A 15,611-nucleotide genomic window follows, 5' to 3' on the forward strand; every position below is an offset into this window, starting at 1 on the left:
ACAAATAAGAGAAAAATGTAACACCCAAAAGAGTAGCAAGAGTTAAAAAGCAGCGCAAGAGCACGAAAAAGAGACAATTCCGAGTTTTAATTGAGAACAATTGGAGCAAATAACAACTTCATGAACCTAGATAGAGAACATTTTGAGACAAATTAGAGAAATACGTTTTCTCTTTTCATCCGCTTTCAACGCTCATTTTTGTCCAAAAAAGAGAGTATCCCTCCCCTCTTTCGTCAGCTGTTTTCGAACGCTTTTTACACCTGGTTGGGTACCACAATGGGCCGTTCCGGCTCAGCCACATTTTCCGGTACCCGACGATATTTATCCAGCAGGTGAATCTGAATGCGACGCAGCATATCGCCGTTGAGCTTGTAATAGCGGAAATAGAGAAACAGCGTCAGGGCAAAAAAGAGCGTCGGCAGCGCAATCATAATCGCCTGCATCCCCAGCAGCGTCTGGGACGACTGGGCCACATTCGGCACATAACCGATGATACCGAGCACGATGGCGATAAACCAGGCCGCGAACGCCGAGCCCGCTTTCACCACCAGCGTCTGCACCGAATAGGCGATACTTTCGCAGCGGATGTTCATCGTATATTCGCCGTAGTCGACGGTATCGGCCACCATAATAACCTGCAGCACCCAGAACAGCGCGGTGCCGATATTCAACAGCACGCCGGCCAGCGAAATCAGCGCGACGTTGTAGACCCCGCTCAGCGCCATCAGCAACAGCACGCCGCAGCCCAGCACCGGCATGATCGAAGCGCCCGCCCACAGAATGCGCCGCGACAGCCCTTTCACCAGCCGCGGAAACAGCACCAACGTCAGCAGGTTCGCCGCGCCGGCGTAGGACATGTAATACGGGAACATCTCCGCGCTGCCAATCACGTAGGTAAAGTAGTAAATCGCAAAGCCAGCGATAATATTCGCCGCCGTGTTATAGGCCAGCGCCATGCCCAACAGGCAGGCCAGCTGATCGTTTTTATAGATCAGCGCCACCATCTGGCGCAGTGAGAGATGGCTGGCATCCTCGCTCACGCCGCTATCCGAGGAGTAAACCTCGTGGACGTTACGCAGCGTGACGAGGGTGGAAACCACGAAGAAGGCGATCAACACCAGGGTGAACATCTGGAAACCGAAACCGCGGTCGGCGCCGCCCACGGCGCTGACAAACGGCAGCGTGACGCCGGCAGTGACGAATCCCGCCAGGCTGGCGAAAAAGCGTGGATACGGCACCAGCTGTTCACGTTCGCGTTTATCGAGGGTAATGGTCGGTACCAGCGACCAGAATGGCACATCCATGATGGTGTAGGTGAACCCCCACAGCAGGTAGGTCAGCCACACCCATGCCAGCAGCGCCCCGCCGGAGAAGTGATGGGCGCTGAACAGCATATACAGCACCACCGAGTTGGTTATCGTGCCAATCAGGATCCACGGTTTGAATTTCCCCCATCGCGATCGCGTACAGTTGACGATCCAACCCATGATCGGATCGGCTATCGCATCGAGGATCCTCGCCACCAGAAACAAGGTACCGACCACCCCAACCGACAGTCCAACAATATCGGTGTAGTAATACATCAGGTACATGTAGACGATACCGATAGCGAAATCTTTACCAAAGGCACCAAATCCGTAGCTGAGCTTTGTTGTCATTGAAATACTCATAGGGTACAGGTCGCTGTCGCCAGCGCCTCCTTCAGTGTTTGATAGAGCATGTAGGACGCCGCCGGGGTCGTTGCCCCCGGCGGCATGAGAAGATTAACGATGCAGCCAGGACGGCAGCCAGTCGCCGTGGCTGGCGATCAGATCGTCCACCAGCGCGTAGATCTCTTCGATCCCCAGCACCGCGGCGGTGTGCGGATCCATCATCGTGGCGTAATAGACGTAATCGCGATTTTCGGTGAGGATCGCCTCCGTGAGCAGCGTCTGCACGTTGATGTTGGTCTGCATCAGCGCCGCCAGATGCGCCGGCAGAGCGCCCACTTTGGTCGGCTGAATGCCGTTGGCGTCCACCAGGCAAGCCACCTCCACGCAGCAGCCCTGCGGCAGGTTGTCGATAAGGCCGTCATTGCGTACGTTGCCATACACCACGCTTGGCTCGCCGGTCCAGATGGCGTTCATGATGGTGCTGGCATACTCACGGGATGGCTTCACCTCGATGCGCTCGCCGCGCTGATAGCTCTCCAGCTCCTGATGCCAGTTGGCCAGTTGCTCGACGCAGCGTTTCGGGTATTCATCCAGCGGCACTTTATAGCGGGCGATAAGGTCCTCGCGGCCCGGCTTGATAAACCATGGCGTGTATTCGGCAAAATGCTCCGATGACTCGGTCACAAAGTAGCCGAGCTTTTTGAACATCTCATAGCGGACAATGTTTTCGCAGCGCGGGTTACCGTGCAGGTTAGGCTTCGGCGCGCGCCCGTCGGCGTAGGCCTGCAGCAGGTCGGGATAGAGGCTGACATAGCTGCCGTCGGCGAGCTTTTTCTCCAGCGAGAGATAGAACGCCATATGGTTAATCCCGGCGCAGCGGTAGCGTAAATCCGCCGGGTTGAGGTCAAGATCGCGCGCCAGTTCTTCCGCCGTTCCCTGCACCGAGTGGCACAGGCCAACCTGTTTAATATGCGGGTAGCGGGCGTACATGGCCCAGGTGTTCATCGCCATTGGGTTGACGTAGTTAAGCAGGGTGGCGTCCGGGCAGACCTCGGTCATGTCGTCGCAGATAGCCCACAGGTGAGGTATGGTGCGCAGGGCGCGCATAATGCCCCCCGGACCCAGCGTATCGGCGATGGTCTGCTCCAGGCCATGGCGTTTACAGACCTCAAAATCGGTGACAGTACAGGGCTCATAGCCGCCAATCTGGAAGGCGACCACAACGAAATCAGCGCCCTGCAGGGCGGTTTTGCGATCGCGATGGCAGCTGATTTCGCCCTTCGCGCCGACGGAATCCATCAGCTTGCGCACCACGGTATGCGACTCTTCCAGCCGGGTGTCATCGATATCCATCAGCGCGACATGCGCCGATTTCAGCGCCGGGCGCTGGAAAACATCACCGAGAATATTTTTAACGAACACCGTCGAACCGGCGCCGATAAAGGTAATTTTTGGGGCGGTCATTACGCTCTCTCCATCTGGTCATTGAACCCTTGCAGAGTGGCACGCCGTTCAGCGTTGCGCTGCCCTGTTCCCACCGGAGCATTCCCGAAAGCTCAGATCGGCCATTAAGCGCCACAAAATCTGAGTTTTCGGGAACAGATTGCGCAAAAAGGAGAGAAAATGGGCCGATTCTTCCGCTAAGCTGTCGTCAGTTCTGGCGAAAAATGCAGCCACTCTGACAATTCAGGAATACGCTAACGATGGAATACCGCTTCACCTCCCTGCCCCCCGATCCCTTTATGTGCAGCAGCGATGAAAAGCAGAGCCGCAGCCCGCTGGCGCTCTACTCTGAGTATCAGCGTATGGATATCGAGCTGCGCCCGCCGCACGCCATGCCTACCAGCCACTGGCATGGCCAGGTGGAGGTCAACGTGCCGTTCGATGGCGACGTGGAATATATGATTAATAACGAAGTGGTGCGCATAGAGAAAGGCTATATCACCCTGTTCTGGGCCTGTACGCCGCACCAGTTGACCCGCCCGGGGGATTGCCAGCAGATGGCGATCTTTAACCTGCCGATGCATCTGTTTCTCTCATGGCCGCTGGACCGGGAGCTGATCAACCACGTCACTCACGGGATGGTGATTAAATCCCTCGCCGCCCAGCAGCTGAGCGCCTTCGAGGTGCGCCGCTGGCAACAGGAGCTGAACCACGACAATGAACAGATTCGCCAGCTGGCGATCGATGAAATCGCCCTGATGCTGAAGCGGCTGAGCCTCGCCGGCTGGCAGCCGATTCTGGTCAACAAAACCTCGCGCACCCATAAGAACAGCGTCTCGCGCCATGCGCAGTTTTATGTCAGCCAGATGCTGGAGTTTATCGCCGCCCACTACGACCAGGCGCTGACCGTCAATGCCGTCGCCGAGCACGTTAAGCTCAACCCGAACTATGCGATGGGGGTATTCCAGCGAGTGATGCAGCAAACCATGAAGCAGTACATTACCGCCATGCGCATCAATCACGTGCGGGCGCTGCTGAGCGATACCGACAAGACCATCCTGGATATCGCCCTCACCGCCGGTTTCCGCTCCAGCAGCCGCTTCTACAGCACCTTTACCCGCTACGTGGGGATGCCGCCGCAGCAGTACCGTAAACTTAGCCAACAGCGTCGTCACGGTCTGGCCTTGCCGGAGGCATAAAAAATGCCGCCGGGGTTTCCCCAGGCGGCATGATTAGCAGTGAAAACAGTTAGTCGTTGATACGCGGATGCTGCTGCACCAGACGCGACCGTTTTGCCTGCAGATCGGCGATCTCCTGATCGATATCTTCGATTTTTTGTTCGATGTTATCGTAGTGCTCGCCAAGGATTTCTTTCGCTTCCTGAATATCCGACGCCGCCGGGGTCGCCCCTTTCAGCGGACGGTTAGCCGTCTCTTTCATCGACAGGCCCGTCGCCATACCCACCACCGCGATTACCATCAGGTAGTATGCTGGCATCATCAGGTTCTGAGTGGTTTCCACCAGCCACGCCGCCAGGGTTGGCGTCAGACCGGCAATCAGCACCGAGATGTTAAAGGCGCTGGCCAGGGCGCTGAAGCGGATGTGCGTCGGGAACATCGCCGGCAGCGAGGAGGCCATCACCCCGATAAAGCAGTTCAGCACCACCGCCAGCAGCAGCAGACCGGCGAAGATCAGGCTCGTCACGTTGCTGTTGATCATAATGAAGGCCGGGATCGACAGGGCAAACAGCGCCACGCTACCAATCAGGATAAACGGGCGACGGCCGAAACGGTCGCTAAGCATACCGATAACCGGCTGTACAAACAGCATCCCGACCATGATAGCGATGATGATCAGCACCCCATGGTCTTCCGAGTAGTGCAGGTTATGCGACAGGTAGCTCGGCATGTAGGTCAGCAGCATGTAGTAGGTCACGTTGGTGGAAATCACCAGACCGATACAGGTCAGCAGGCTGCGCCAGTGCTTCGTGGCAATCTCTTTAAAAGAGACCTTCGGCCCGTCCTGCAGACCTTCACGATCGCCCTGCTCCATGGTGTCCACATGCTGCTGGAACGCCGGGGTCTCTTCCAGCGCATGGCGCAGATAGAGGCCGATGATGCCTAGCGGCAGCGCCAGGAAGAACGGGATACGCCAACCCCACTCAAGGAAGTTCTGTTCCCCCACCACGCTGGAGATCAGGACCACCACGCCGGCCCCCATCACAAACCCGGCGATGGAGCCAAAGTCCAGCCAGCTGCCCATAAACCCGCGTTTACGGTCAGGGGAGTATTCCGCGACGAAGATCGACGCCCCGGTATATTCACCACCGACCGAGAAGCCTTGCGCCATTTTACACAGCAGCAGCAGGATCGGCGCCCAGATACCTATCGTGGCATACGAAGGAATAAGGCCGATACAGAAAGTACTTATCGACATGATCACGATAGTTATCGCGAGAATTTTCTGCCGACCGTATTTATCGCCCAGCATCCCGAAGAACAGGCCGCCCAGCGGACGAATTAAAAATGGAACGGAGAAGGTACCGAGTGCGGCAATCATCTGCACGCTTGGGTTGGCATCGGGGAAGAAGACTTTACCTAAGGCGTAGGCCACAAAGCCGTAGACGCCGAAATCGAACCACTCCATCGCGTTGCCCAGAGAGGCCGCGGTGATCGCCTTTTTCAGTTTACCATCGTCGATGATGGTCACATCCTTAAGGGTGATGGGCTTTATTTTTTTCCTTTTAAGCATATTTTTCCTCTGCTACTCCGCCTTGAATGCACGTCTCTTCGCCGAATGGCAAAGCCATTCGCAACGTGCGTCAGGAGCGGTGAATTGCTGTGCTCCTCATTTCAAGCGTAGCAGGTTTGCCTGCACTGTCTGCTGACAGAATGTACAACCGAACCTGTTGACGCCTGCTGTGGCTACTGGTGAATAAATGGAGCGGCTCATCGTCATAATTGATGAAATTGACCTGCTCCCCTTTTTTACCCTAACAGTGTTTATATCTGCGATCAACTTCACATAAATTTACCGCCTAATTACAGAGTCCCAGAAAATAAATAAGTTCATTTCCTGCCGTTTGCCCGGAAATTATTTCGTCGGTGTTGTTCCATCGCCGGCGGTTAATTTCAGCAATTATTCGGTTCTTCCCGGAATAGCGCCCCGGCTATTTTTTAGCAAAAAAACACCCGACAAAAGTGGGTGATTGCGCTATAATCATAGCCACTTTCGGCTCTCAGCCGCTGTTTAAAGGACCAACGTCCTGTTTTTCGACGACATCACGAGGAACGTCATGCAACTGCCACACTGCCCAAAATGCGATTCGACTTACACTTATGAAGACAACGGCATGTACATCTGCCCGGAATGCGCCCATGAGTGGAACCCTGCCGAAGCCACGGAAGAAAACGACGTTCTGATCGTTAAAGATGCCAATGGCAATTTACTGGCCGATGGCGACAGCGTCACGGTAGTGAAAGATCTGAAGGTTAAAGGCAGCTCTTCGATGCTGAAAATCGGCACCAAAGTGAAGAATATCCGTCTGGTCGAAGGCGATCACAATATTGACTGCAAAATTGACGGTTTTGGCCCGATGAAGCTGAAATCTGAATTCGTCAAAAAGAACTGATTTATTTCCGGGCAGGCGACGCGATTATTTTCCCCTATCGCCGTCGCCGCTCCCGATATCCTCACTGCCCTTCGCCTCCCTGCGCATCCGGTTATTTATCCCGCCAGCCGCCGCTATTTACGCTGCCGCCTGCAGCACTATTCCCGCCCCATTTTCGCGCTGCCGTCTGGCTCAATCCCGCTGTGGGTGACTACGCTTTACGGGTTACGGTCACTGAGGTATTCACCATGTCCTTAAGTCCCTACCTTGCCTTTGCGGGCAACTGCGCCGAGGCGATCGCCTTCTATCAGCAGACGCTGGGCGCCGAGCTGATGTTTAAAATGACCTTTGGCGAAATGCCGCCTTCGGCGCAGGAAGCCTCTGACGGCTGCCCGTCTGGCCAGAAGATGGCGGATGACGCCATCGCCCACGCCAGCCTGCGCATCGGCAACGGCGAGCTGATGCTAAGCGACAGCGCCTTCGGGCCCGATGTGCATTACGCCGGCTTCACCCTCGTCCTCGATCCCAACGATGTCGCTGAAGGCCAGCGCTGGTTCGACGCGCTGGCGGTCGGCGGGCGCATTGAGATGGCCTGGCAGGAAACCTTCTGGGCCCACGGCTTCGGCAAAGTCGTCGATCGCTTTGGCGTCCCATGGATGATCAACGTGGTCAAACAAGGCTGACCCCGCCAGGGCGGCCTGGCCGCCCTGTCATCCGTCTGGCATTAACTCTTCATCCTTTAGTCATCATCACTTAACAGAACTGCAACATAAACCGGTCAGGATCGGCTCACAACGCGAGGAGGCTCCTCGCCTATGCTGTGTGAGGCTTGATGACCATGCACCTGTCCAGACATCCGACCAGTTATCCCACGCGCTATCAGGAAATCGCCGCCCGGCTTGAGCAGGAGCTGCGCCACCACTATCGCTGCGGCGACTATCTGCCCGCCGAGCAGCAGCTGGCGACGCGCTTCGACGTAAACCGCCATACCCTGCGTCGGGCTATCGACCAGCTGGTTGAGCGCGGCTGGGTACAACGCCGTCAGGGCGTCGGCGTGCTGGTGCTGATGCGGCCGATCGATTACCCGCTCAATGCCCAGGCGCGGTTCAGCCAGAACCTGCTGGAACAAGGCAGCGATCCCACCAGCGAAAAACTGCTGTCGGTACTGCGCCCCGCCAGCGCGCACGTTGCCGAGGCCTTTGGCATTAGCGAGGGCGAGAATGTCATCCACCTGCGCACCCTGCGCCGGGTCAATGGCGTCGCCCTGTGCCTGATTGACCACTACTTTACCGACCTGCGCTTCTGGCCGGTGTTGCAGACCTTCAGCCACGGCTCGCTGCACAACCTGCTCCGCGATCGGCTTGACGTCGAACTGACCCGGGTGCGCACCAAAATCAGCGCCCGTCGCGCGCAGGCGAAAGAGAGCAAGCTGCTGGAGATCCCCAATATGGCGCCGCTGCTCTGCGTGCGCACCCTCAACAGCCGCCAGGGCGAGCAGGCCGTCACCGAATACTCCGTCAGCCTGACCCGCGCCGACATGATTGAATTCACCATGGAGCACTGAATGCACTTCGATACCGCCACCCGCCAGCGCTGGATGTCCGTGCTGGCCCACAGTGAACCTCAAGATCTTCTGGCACGCATGCACGCCCTGCAGCTGGCGCCGGAGTATGAGCTGATCCGCTCTCCCGAGACAGGCCTGGTGCAGCTTCAGGCCCGGATGGGCGGTATCGGCGACCGTTTCTTCGCCGGCGACGCCACGCTCACCCGGGCGGCGGTACGTCTGGCCGATGGTACGCTCGGCTACAGCTGGATCTTAGGCCGCGACCGCCCGCACGCCGAACGCTGCGCGGCCATCGACGCCCTGCTGCAGTCGCCCCGCCATTTTCACAATTTAATGGAAACCCTGATAACCCCGCTGGAAGCGCTACGCAGCGCGCGCATTGAAGCCCGACGCGCCGAAGTCAACGCCAGCCGGGTCGACTTCTTTACCCTGGTTCGCGGAGATAACGCATGACCTTACAACCCGCTTTTACCCTGGCTGTGCAGGATGCCCAACACAGTTTTCGTCGCCTGCTGAAAGCGATGAGCGAGCCGGGGGTGATTGTCTCCCTGCAGCAGTTGCAGCACGGCTGGCAGCCGCTGAACGTCGCCTCCACCAGCCTGCTGTTGACCCTTGCCGATCACGAAACGCCGGTCTGGCTCGCCAGCGCCCTGCATAACGATCTGGTGGGACAGAATCTGCGCTTCCATACCGGCGCGCCGCTGGTGGACCAGCCGCAGCAGGCGGTCTTTGCGGTCGCCAATGACGGCATCAGCGCCGAGCAGCTCAACGTCCTCTCCGCGGGCACCGTCACCGCCCCGGAGACCGGCGTCACGCTGATCGTCCAGCTCGCCAGCCTGAGCGGCGGGCGCATGCTGCGCCTGACCGGGGCAGGCATTGCCGAAGAGCGAATGATCGCCCCTCAGCTGCCGGACTGCATCATTGACGAACTGACGGAGCGCCCGCACCCGTTCCCGCTGGGCATTGACCTGATCCTCACCTGCGGCGAGCGCCTGCTGGCGATCCCGCGCACCACCCACGTGGAGGTTTGCTAAATGTACGTTGCCGTCAAGGGCGGCGAGAAGGCGATCCGCGCCGCTCACGCCTTACAGGAACAGAAACGACGGGGCGATGGACGGCTTCCCGAACTGAGCGTTGACCAGATAAGTGACCAGCTCAATCTGGCGGTGGACCGGGTGATGACCGAGGGCTGCATCGCCGATCGCGAACTGGCGGCGCTGGCGCTCAAGCAGGCCAGCGGCGATAACGTCGAAGCGATCTTCCTGCTGCGCGCCTACCGCACCACCCTGCCGCGGCTGGCGATTAGCGAACCGATCGACACCGCCGGAATGCGTCTCGAACGCCGCATCTCGGCAGTGTACAAAGATATCCCCGGCGGCCAGCTGCTGGGCCCCACTTACGACTACACCCACCGCCTGCTCGATTTTACCCTGCTGGCAAACGGCGAAGCGCCTTCTGTGCAGCAAGCCGAGTGCGACACGCAGCCGACGCCGCACGTCTTTAGCCTGCTCACGCAGCAGGGGCTGGCGAAGGCCGAGGAAGATCGCGGCACACCGCCCGACGATATCACCCGCACCCCGCCGGTCTACCCCTGCTCGCGTTCTTCGCGCCTGCAGCAGCTGATGCGCGGCGATGAAGGCTACCTGCTGGCGCTGGCCTATTCGACTCAGCGCGGCTATGGCCGCAACCATCCGTTTGCCGGCGAGATCCGCAGCGGCTACGTGCAGGTGGAGATTGTCCCGGAAGAGCTGGGCTTTAGCGTCAATATTGGCGAGCTGCTGCTGACCGAATGCGAAATGGTCAACGGCTTCGTCGCCCCGCAGGATGAACCGCCGCACTTCACCCGCGGCTACGGTCTGACCTTCGGCATGAGCGAGCGCAAAGCGATGGCCATGGCCCTCGTCGACCGCGCCCTGCAGGCGGCGGACTATGACGAAGAGATTGCCGGTCCCGCCCAGGATGAAGAGTTTGTGCTGGCCCACGCCGATAACGTTGAAGCCGCCGGCTTCGTCTCGCATCTGAAGCTACCGCACTATGTCGATTTCCAGGCCGAACTGGCGCTGCTGAAACGCCTGCAACGGGAGAACGAACGTGGCTAACCCACTGACTGGCTATAACTTTGCTTATCTCGACGAGCAAACCAAGCGCATGATCCGCCGGGCTATTCTCAAAGCGGTAGCCATTCCCGGCTATCAGGTGCCGTTCGGCGGTCGCGAAATGCCGATGCCCTACGGCTGGGGCACTGGCGGCATCCAGCTGACCGCCAGCGTCATCGGCGAGAACGACGTGCTGAAGGTGATTGACCAGGGCGCCGATGACACCACCAACGCGGTGTCGATCCGCCAGTTCTTTAAGCGCGTGACCGGCGTCGCCACCACTGAGCGCACTGAAGACGCCACCCTGATCCAGACCCGCCACCGCATCCCGGAGACGCCGCTGGTGGAGGATCAGATCCTGATCTATCAGGTGCCGATCCCGGAGCCGCTGCGCTTTATCGAGCCGCGCGAAACCGAAACCCGCACTATGCACGCCCTGGAAGAGTACGGCGTGATGCAGGTGAAACTGTATGAAGATATCGCCCGCTTCGGCCATATCGCCACCACCTACGCCTACCCGGTGAAGGTCAATGGCCGCTACGTGATGGACCCCTCGCCGATCCCGAAATTCGATAACCCGAAAATGCACATGATGCCGGCGCTGCAGCTGTTCGGCGCCGGGCGCGAAAAGCGGATCTACGCCGTGCCGCCCTATACCCCGGTGGAAAGTCTCGATTTCGACGACCATCCGTTTACCGTCCAGGAGTGGGATGAGCCTTGCGCCATCTGCGGCTCGCGCCACAGCTACCTCGACGAAGTGGTGCTGGATGACAGCGGCCAGCGGATGTTTGTCTGCTCCGATACCGACTATTGCCGCCAGCAGAGCGAGGGGCAGAAAAAATGAGCCAGCCGTTACTTGCCGTCAATCACCTGACCCATCTCTATGCCCCGGATAAAGGCTTCCGCGACGTCTCCTTCGAACTGTGGCCGGGGGAAGTGCTCGGCATCGTTGGGGAGTCCGGATCCGGTAAAACCACCCTGCTGAAGGCGATTTCCGCCCGCCTGACGCCGCAGCGGGGCGAGGTGCTGTACCAGCAGCGCTCGCTGTACGCCATGAGCGAAGCCGAACGCCGCCGCCTGCTGCGCACCGAATGGGGGGTGGTGCATCAGCACCCGATGGACGGCCTGCGTCGCCAGGTCTCCGCCGGGGGCAACATCGGCGAACGGCTGATGGCCACCGGCGCCCGCCACTACGGCAACATTCGCGCCACCGCCGAAAAGTGGCTGCAGGAAGTGGAGATCCCGCCCTCGCGCATCGACGACCTGCCCACCACCTTTTCCGGCGGCATGCAGCAGCGTCTGCAGATCGCCCGCAATCTCGTCACCCAGCCGAAGCTGGTGTTTATGGATGAACCTACCGGCGGGCTGGATGTGTCCGTGCAGGCGCGGCTGCTTGACCTGCTGCGCGGCCTGGCGGTGGAGCTGAATCTGGCGGTAGTGATTGTCACCCACGATCTCGGCGTCGCCCGCCTGCTGGCGAACCGACTGCTGGTGATGAAGCAGGGCCAGGTGGTGGAGAGTGGCTTAACCGACCGGGTGCTCGACGATCCGCATCACCCTTACACCCAGCTGTTGGTGTCGTCGGTATTGCAGAACTGACGCTGTTTTGCCGGGCGGCGGCGGCGCCTTACCCGGCCTGCAGATACGTTATTCGTAGGCCGGGTCAGCGAAGCGCCTCCCGGCAACTCAACCCCGTGAGGGCTAACATGATCCGCGTTGAAAACATTCATAAAACCTTTGTTCTGCACCAGCAGCACGGCGTGCGTCTGCCGGTGCTGGCCGACGCCTCGCTGACCGTTAACGCCGGGGAGTGCGTGGTGCTCCACGGCCACTCCGGCAGCGGCAAATCGACCCTGCTGCGCTCGCTGTACGCCAACTATCTGCCGGACAGCGGCCATATTCATATCCGCCACGGCGACGAATGGGTCGATCTGGTCACTGCCACACCGCGCAAGGTGCTGGAAGTGCGTCAAACCACCATCGGCTGGGTCAGCCAGTTTCTGCGGGTGATCCCGCGCATTTCGGCGCTGGAGGTGGTGATGCAGCCGCTGCTCGACCTCGGGACGCCGCGTGAAGCGAGCGCCGCCAAAGCCGCCCAGCTGCTGACCCGCCTCAACGTTCCCGAACGTCTGTGGCATCTTGCGCCGTCGACCTTTTCCGGCGGCGAACAGCAGCGGGTCAATATCGCCCGCGGTTTTGCGGTCGACTATCCGATCCTGCTCCTCGATGAACCCACCGCCTCACTGGATGCCAAAAACAGTGCTGCCGTGGTCGACCTGATCCACGATGCCAAAGCGCGCGGCGCGGCCATCGTCGGGATTTTCCATGACGAAGGGGTACGCCGCCAGGTCGCCGACCGGCTGCACCCCATGGGAATGACAGCATGATTATCAATAACGTAAATCTGGTTCTCGATGACGACGTGGTACACGGTTCGCTGGAAGTCCAGGGCGGTCGCATTCTCGCCTTCGCGGAAAGCCAGAGCCGGCTGCCGCAGGCGCTGGATGGCGAAGGCGGCTGGCTGCTGCCGGGCCTTATCGAACTGCATACCGATAACCTCGACAAATTCTTTACCCCGCGACCGAAGGTGGACTGGCCGGCCCACTCGGCGATGAGCAGCCACGATGCAATGATGGTCGCCAGCGGCATCACCACCGTGCTCGACGCCGTGGCGATTGGCGACGTGCGCGATGGCGGCGATCGTCTTGAGAATCTGGAGAAGATGGTCAATGCGGTGGAAGAGACGCAAAAGCGTGGTCTTAACCGCGCCGAGCACCGCCTGCACCTGCGCTGCGAGCTGCCGCATCACACCACGCTACCGCTGTTTGAAAAGCTCATTGACCGCGAGTCAGTGAGCATGGTCTCGCTGATGGATCACTCCCCGGGCCAGCGCCAGTATGCCGATCGCAGCAAGTACCGCGATTACTATCAGGGAAAGTACCATCTGACGCATGACGAGATGGATCGGTTTGAAGCCGAGCAGATGGCCCTGGCCGCCACCTGGTCGCAGCCCAATCGCCAGACCATTGCCGCCATGTGCCGCGCCCGCCGTATCGCCCTCGCCAGCCACGACGACGCCACCGAGGCGCATGTGGCTGAATCCCACCAGTTGGGTAGCGTGATCGCCGAGTTTCCTACCACCCTGGCCGCGGCGCAGGCTTCACGTCAGCACGGGATGCACGTCCTGATGGGGGCGCCGAATATCGTGCGCGGCGGTTCCCACTCCGGCAACGTCGCCGCCCACCAGCTGGCGAACCACGGTTTGCTCGACATTCTCTCTTCCGACTACTACCCCGCCAGCCTGCTGGATGCCGCATTCCGCATCGCCGACGCCGAGGATAACGCCTTCACCCTGGCGCAGGCGATCCGTCTGGTCAGCAAACATCCGGCGCAGGCGCTGGGCCTTGACGATCGCGGCGTCATCGCCGAGGGGAAACGCGCCGACCTGGTGCTGGCGCACCGTCGCGGCGAGCATGTCCACATCGACCATGTCTGGCGCCAGGGAAGGAGGGTCTTTTAATGCCGGGGAAACTGATTTGGCTGGTGGGGCCCTCCGGCTCCGGTAAAGACAGCCTGCTGGCGGCGCTGCGCCAGCGCGAGCACCCGCAGCTGCTGGTGGCGCATCGTTACATTACCCGGCCCTTTAACGCCGGTAACGAAAACCATATCGCCCTCAGCGAACATGAATTTTTTACCCGCGCCGAGCAGCATCTCTTTGCCCTCAGCTGGCACGCCAACCATACTTACTATGGCATTGGCGTGGAGATCGACCTCTGGCTGCACGCCGGCTTCGACGTGGTGGCCAATGGCTCCCGCGCCCATCTGGCGCTGGCGCGGGAACGCTACGGCGAGGTGCTGGTGCCGATCTGTCTCGCCGTCTCGCCGCCGGTGCTGCGCCAGCGGCTGGAGCAGCGCGGCCGGGAAAATGCGGTGGATATCGCCCAGCGTCTGGACCGCGCCGCGCGCTATAAGCCGGACGATTGCCTGACGCTGAATAACGACGGCAGTCTCCGACAATCGGTCGATGAATTTTTCCGCCTGCTGCGCAGCCACGCGGTGCGCGAAGCGGATCCGCTGGTATAAACCAAAGGTGACACGATGAGCCTGACCCTCCGCTTAACCGGCACCGGCGGCGCTCAGCTGGTGCCGGCCTTTGGCTGCGATTGCGCGGCCTGCCGCCGCGCCCGCCGCGAGGAAAGCCATCGCCGACGCCCCTGCAGCGGGGTGGTGACGTTCAACAGCGCAGTGACGCTGCTGGACGCCGGCAGACCGGATCTGATGGAACATCATCCCGCCGGCAGCTTTCAGCAGGTGCTGCTAACCCACTATCACCTGGATCATGTGCAGGGGCTGTTTCCGCTGCGCTGGGGCGTGGGCGCGCCGATCCCGGTCTACGGCCCGCCGGACGACGCCGGCTGCGACGATCTGCTCAAGCACCCCGGCCTGCTCGACTTCAGCCATACCGTCACGCCGTTTGTGGTGTTTGAGCTGCAGGGCCTGCGGGTAACGCCCCTGCCGCTCAACCATTCGAAGCTCACCTTCGGTTATCTGCTGGAGTCGGCCCACAGTCGGGTAGCCTGGCTCTCGGATACCGCCGGGCTGCCGGACAAGACGCTGAAGTTTTTACTCAGCAACCGCCCGCAGGCGATGATCATCGACTGCAGCCATGAGCCGCGGGCGCAGACCCCGCGTAACCATAACGATTTCAATACCGTTCGCGCCCTTAACCAGGCGATAGGCTGTCCGCGGGTGATCCTCACCCATATCAGCCATCAGTTTGACGTCTGGATGATGGATAACCCGCTACCGGAAGGTTTCGAAGCGGGTTATGACGGGATGGAAATCGTGCTGGATTAGGCGTCGGTCTGCTGCGGGGCGATCAATAGTCATCGTCCAGACGACGCTGATCGCTTTCTAACTGGCGGCGATCGCGATCGAGCTGGCGCTGGCGTTCATCCAGCTGACGGCGGCGATCGTCCAGCTGGCGTTGCCGATCGTCATGCTGACGCTGGCTGTCACGGCTCTGCTGGCGACTTCCCTGATAGCGCCCGTCATCATACCGGCCATCGTCATCGTATCTGTCGTCGTCATCAGAGCGACTGCTACCCGGGTTATAGGCGTCGTTAATGGCTTGCTGAATATTGCCGATCGCGTCATCGATAATATCGGCGCGGGCGGCCAGGCTGGTCAGCGACAGAGTGCAAAAGAGCAGTGCGATTGCGTAACGTTTCATCGGGGCCAATCTC

General features: G+C 59.9%; 17 protein-coding genes. 13 read left to right on the forward strand and 4 right to left on the reverse strand.

Annotated features, from left to right (window positions below):
- Positions 1–254: 254 nt before the first annotated feature.
- Both melB and melA read right to left on the reverse strand, forming a co-directional pair.
- Positions 255–1,670: a melibiose:sodium transporter MelB gene (gene melB / locus LGM20_RS23580; protein ID WP_044525156.1), complete on the reverse strand. Its 1,416-nt coding sequence runs from the start codon at positions 1,668–1,670 to the stop codon at positions 255–257.
- Between the two features lie 93 nt (positions 1,671–1,763).
- The gene (melA, locus tag LGM20_RS23585; RefSeq protein WP_023291675.1) at positions 1,764–3,116 is read right to left on the reverse strand and encodes an alpha-glucosidase/alpha-galactosidase; all 1,353 of its coding nucleotides are present in this window, start codon (positions 3,114–3,116) and stop codon (positions 1,764–1,766) included.
- Between the two features lie 239 nt (positions 3,117–3,355).
- Between melA and melR the strand changes: the two genes are divergently transcribed.
- A complete protein-coding gene (gene melR, locus LGM20_RS23590) occupies positions 3,356–4,294 on the forward strand; it encodes a transcriptional regulator MelR (RefSeq protein ID WP_044525155.1) in 939 nt (312 codons plus the stop codon).
- 49 nt (positions 4,295–4,343) lie between these two features.
- On the opposite strand, the gene proP is transcribed toward melR, so the two are convergent.
- On the reverse strand, positions 4,344–5,846 hold the full coding sequence (gene proP / locus LGM20_RS23595) for a glycine betaine/L-proline transporter ProP (RefSeq protein WP_023291673.1): 1,503 nt from the start codon (positions 5,844–5,846) through the stop codon (positions 4,344–4,346).
- 544 nt (positions 5,847–6,390) lie between these two features.
- Here proP and LGM20_RS23600 point away from each other — a divergent pair.
- The 12 genes from LGM20_RS23600 to phnP all read left to right on the forward strand — a co-directional run bounded on the left by LGM20_RS23600 (position 6,391) and on the right by phnP (position 15,222).
- Complete coding sequence (locus LGM20_RS23600; RefSeq protein ID WP_023291672.1) at positions 6,391–6,726, forward strand: zinc ribbon domain-containing protein YjdM; 336 nt, start codon at positions 6,391–6,393, stop codon at positions 6,724–6,726.
- A 227-nt stretch (positions 6,727–6,953) separates the two neighbouring features.
- The gene (gene yjdN, locus LGM20_RS23605) at positions 6,954–7,388 is read left to right on the forward strand and encodes a VOC family metalloprotein YjdN (RefSeq protein ID WP_023291671.1); all 435 of its coding nucleotides are present in this window, start codon (positions 6,954–6,956) and stop codon (positions 7,386–7,388) included.
- 155 nt (positions 7,389–7,543) lie between these two features.
- Positions 7,544–8,269 (forward strand): phosphonate metabolism transcriptional regulator PhnF, encoded by a 726-nt coding sequence (gene phnF / locus LGM20_RS23610; protein WP_044525158.1) that lies wholly within the window; start codon positions 7,544–7,546, stop codon positions 8,267–8,269.
- Positions 8,270–8,722, forward strand: a complete 453-nt coding sequence (gene phnG / locus LGM20_RS23615; protein ID WP_032454588.1) for a phosphonate C-P lyase system protein PhnG — start codon at positions 8,270–8,272, stop codon at positions 8,720–8,722.
- The gene (gene phnH, locus LGM20_RS23620; protein WP_008807244.1) at positions 8,719–9,303 is read left to right on the forward strand and encodes a phosphonate C-P lyase system protein PhnH; all 585 of its coding nucleotides are present in this window, start codon (positions 8,719–8,721) and stop codon (positions 9,301–9,303) included. The genes phnG and phnH overlap by 4 nt, the downstream gene beginning before the upstream one ends.
- Complete coding sequence (locus LGM20_RS23625; protein WP_044525154.1) at positions 9,304–10,368, forward strand: carbon-phosphorus lyase complex subunit; 1,065 nt, start codon at positions 9,304–9,306, stop codon at positions 10,366–10,368.
- A complete protein-coding gene (locus LGM20_RS23630) occupies positions 10,361–11,209 on the forward strand; it encodes an alpha-D-ribose 1-methylphosphonate 5-phosphate C-P-lyase PhnJ (protein WP_002885202.1) in 849 nt (282 codons plus the stop codon). The genes LGM20_RS23625 and LGM20_RS23630 overlap by 8 nt, the downstream gene beginning before the upstream one ends.
- Complete coding sequence (gene phnK / locus LGM20_RS23635) at positions 11,206–11,964, forward strand: phosphonate C-P lyase system protein PhnK (RefSeq protein WP_023291666.1); 759 nt, start codon at positions 11,206–11,208, stop codon at positions 11,962–11,964. The genes LGM20_RS23630 and phnK overlap by 4 nt, the downstream gene beginning before the upstream one ends.
- 107 nt (positions 11,965–12,071) lie before the next feature.
- Positions 12,072–12,752: a phosphonate C-P lyase system protein PhnL gene (gene phnL / locus LGM20_RS23640; protein WP_023291665.1), complete on the forward strand. Its 681-nt coding sequence runs from the start codon at positions 12,072–12,074 to the stop codon at positions 12,750–12,752.
- Positions 12,749–13,885: an alpha-D-ribose 1-methylphosphonate 5-triphosphate diphosphatase gene (gene phnM, locus LGM20_RS23645; protein WP_044525153.1), complete on the forward strand. Its 1,137-nt coding sequence runs from the start codon at positions 12,749–12,751 to the stop codon at positions 13,883–13,885. Before phnL ends, phnM begins: the two co-directional genes overlap by 4 nt.
- Positions 13,885–14,448 (forward strand): ribose 1,5-bisphosphokinase, encoded by a 564-nt coding sequence (phnN, locus tag LGM20_RS23650; protein ID WP_004206368.1) that lies wholly within the window; start codon positions 13,885–13,887, stop codon positions 14,446–14,448. Before phnM ends, phnN begins: the two co-directional genes overlap by 1 nt.
- Before the next feature lie 15 nt (positions 14,449–14,463).
- Positions 14,464–15,222: a phosphonate metabolism protein PhnP gene (gene phnP, locus LGM20_RS23655; RefSeq protein WP_004206367.1), complete on the forward strand. Its 759-nt coding sequence runs from the start codon at positions 14,464–14,466 to the stop codon at positions 15,220–15,222.
- Positions 15,223–15,244: 22 nt separating this feature from the next.
- Here the strand turns inward: phnP and yjdP are convergent, their stop codons facing one another.
- Positions 15,245–15,598, reverse strand: a complete 354-nt coding sequence (gene yjdP, locus LGM20_RS23660) for a DDRRRQL repeat protein YjdP (protein WP_004206366.1) — start codon at positions 15,596–15,598, stop codon at positions 15,245–15,247.
- Positions 15,599–15,611: the final 13 nt, after the last annotated feature.

Source organism: Klebsiella quasipneumoniae subsp. quasipneumoniae (genome assembly GCF_020525925.1).
Lineage (GTDB): Bacteria > Pseudomonadota > Gammaproteobacteria > Enterobacterales > Enterobacteriaceae > Klebsiella > Klebsiella quasipneumoniae.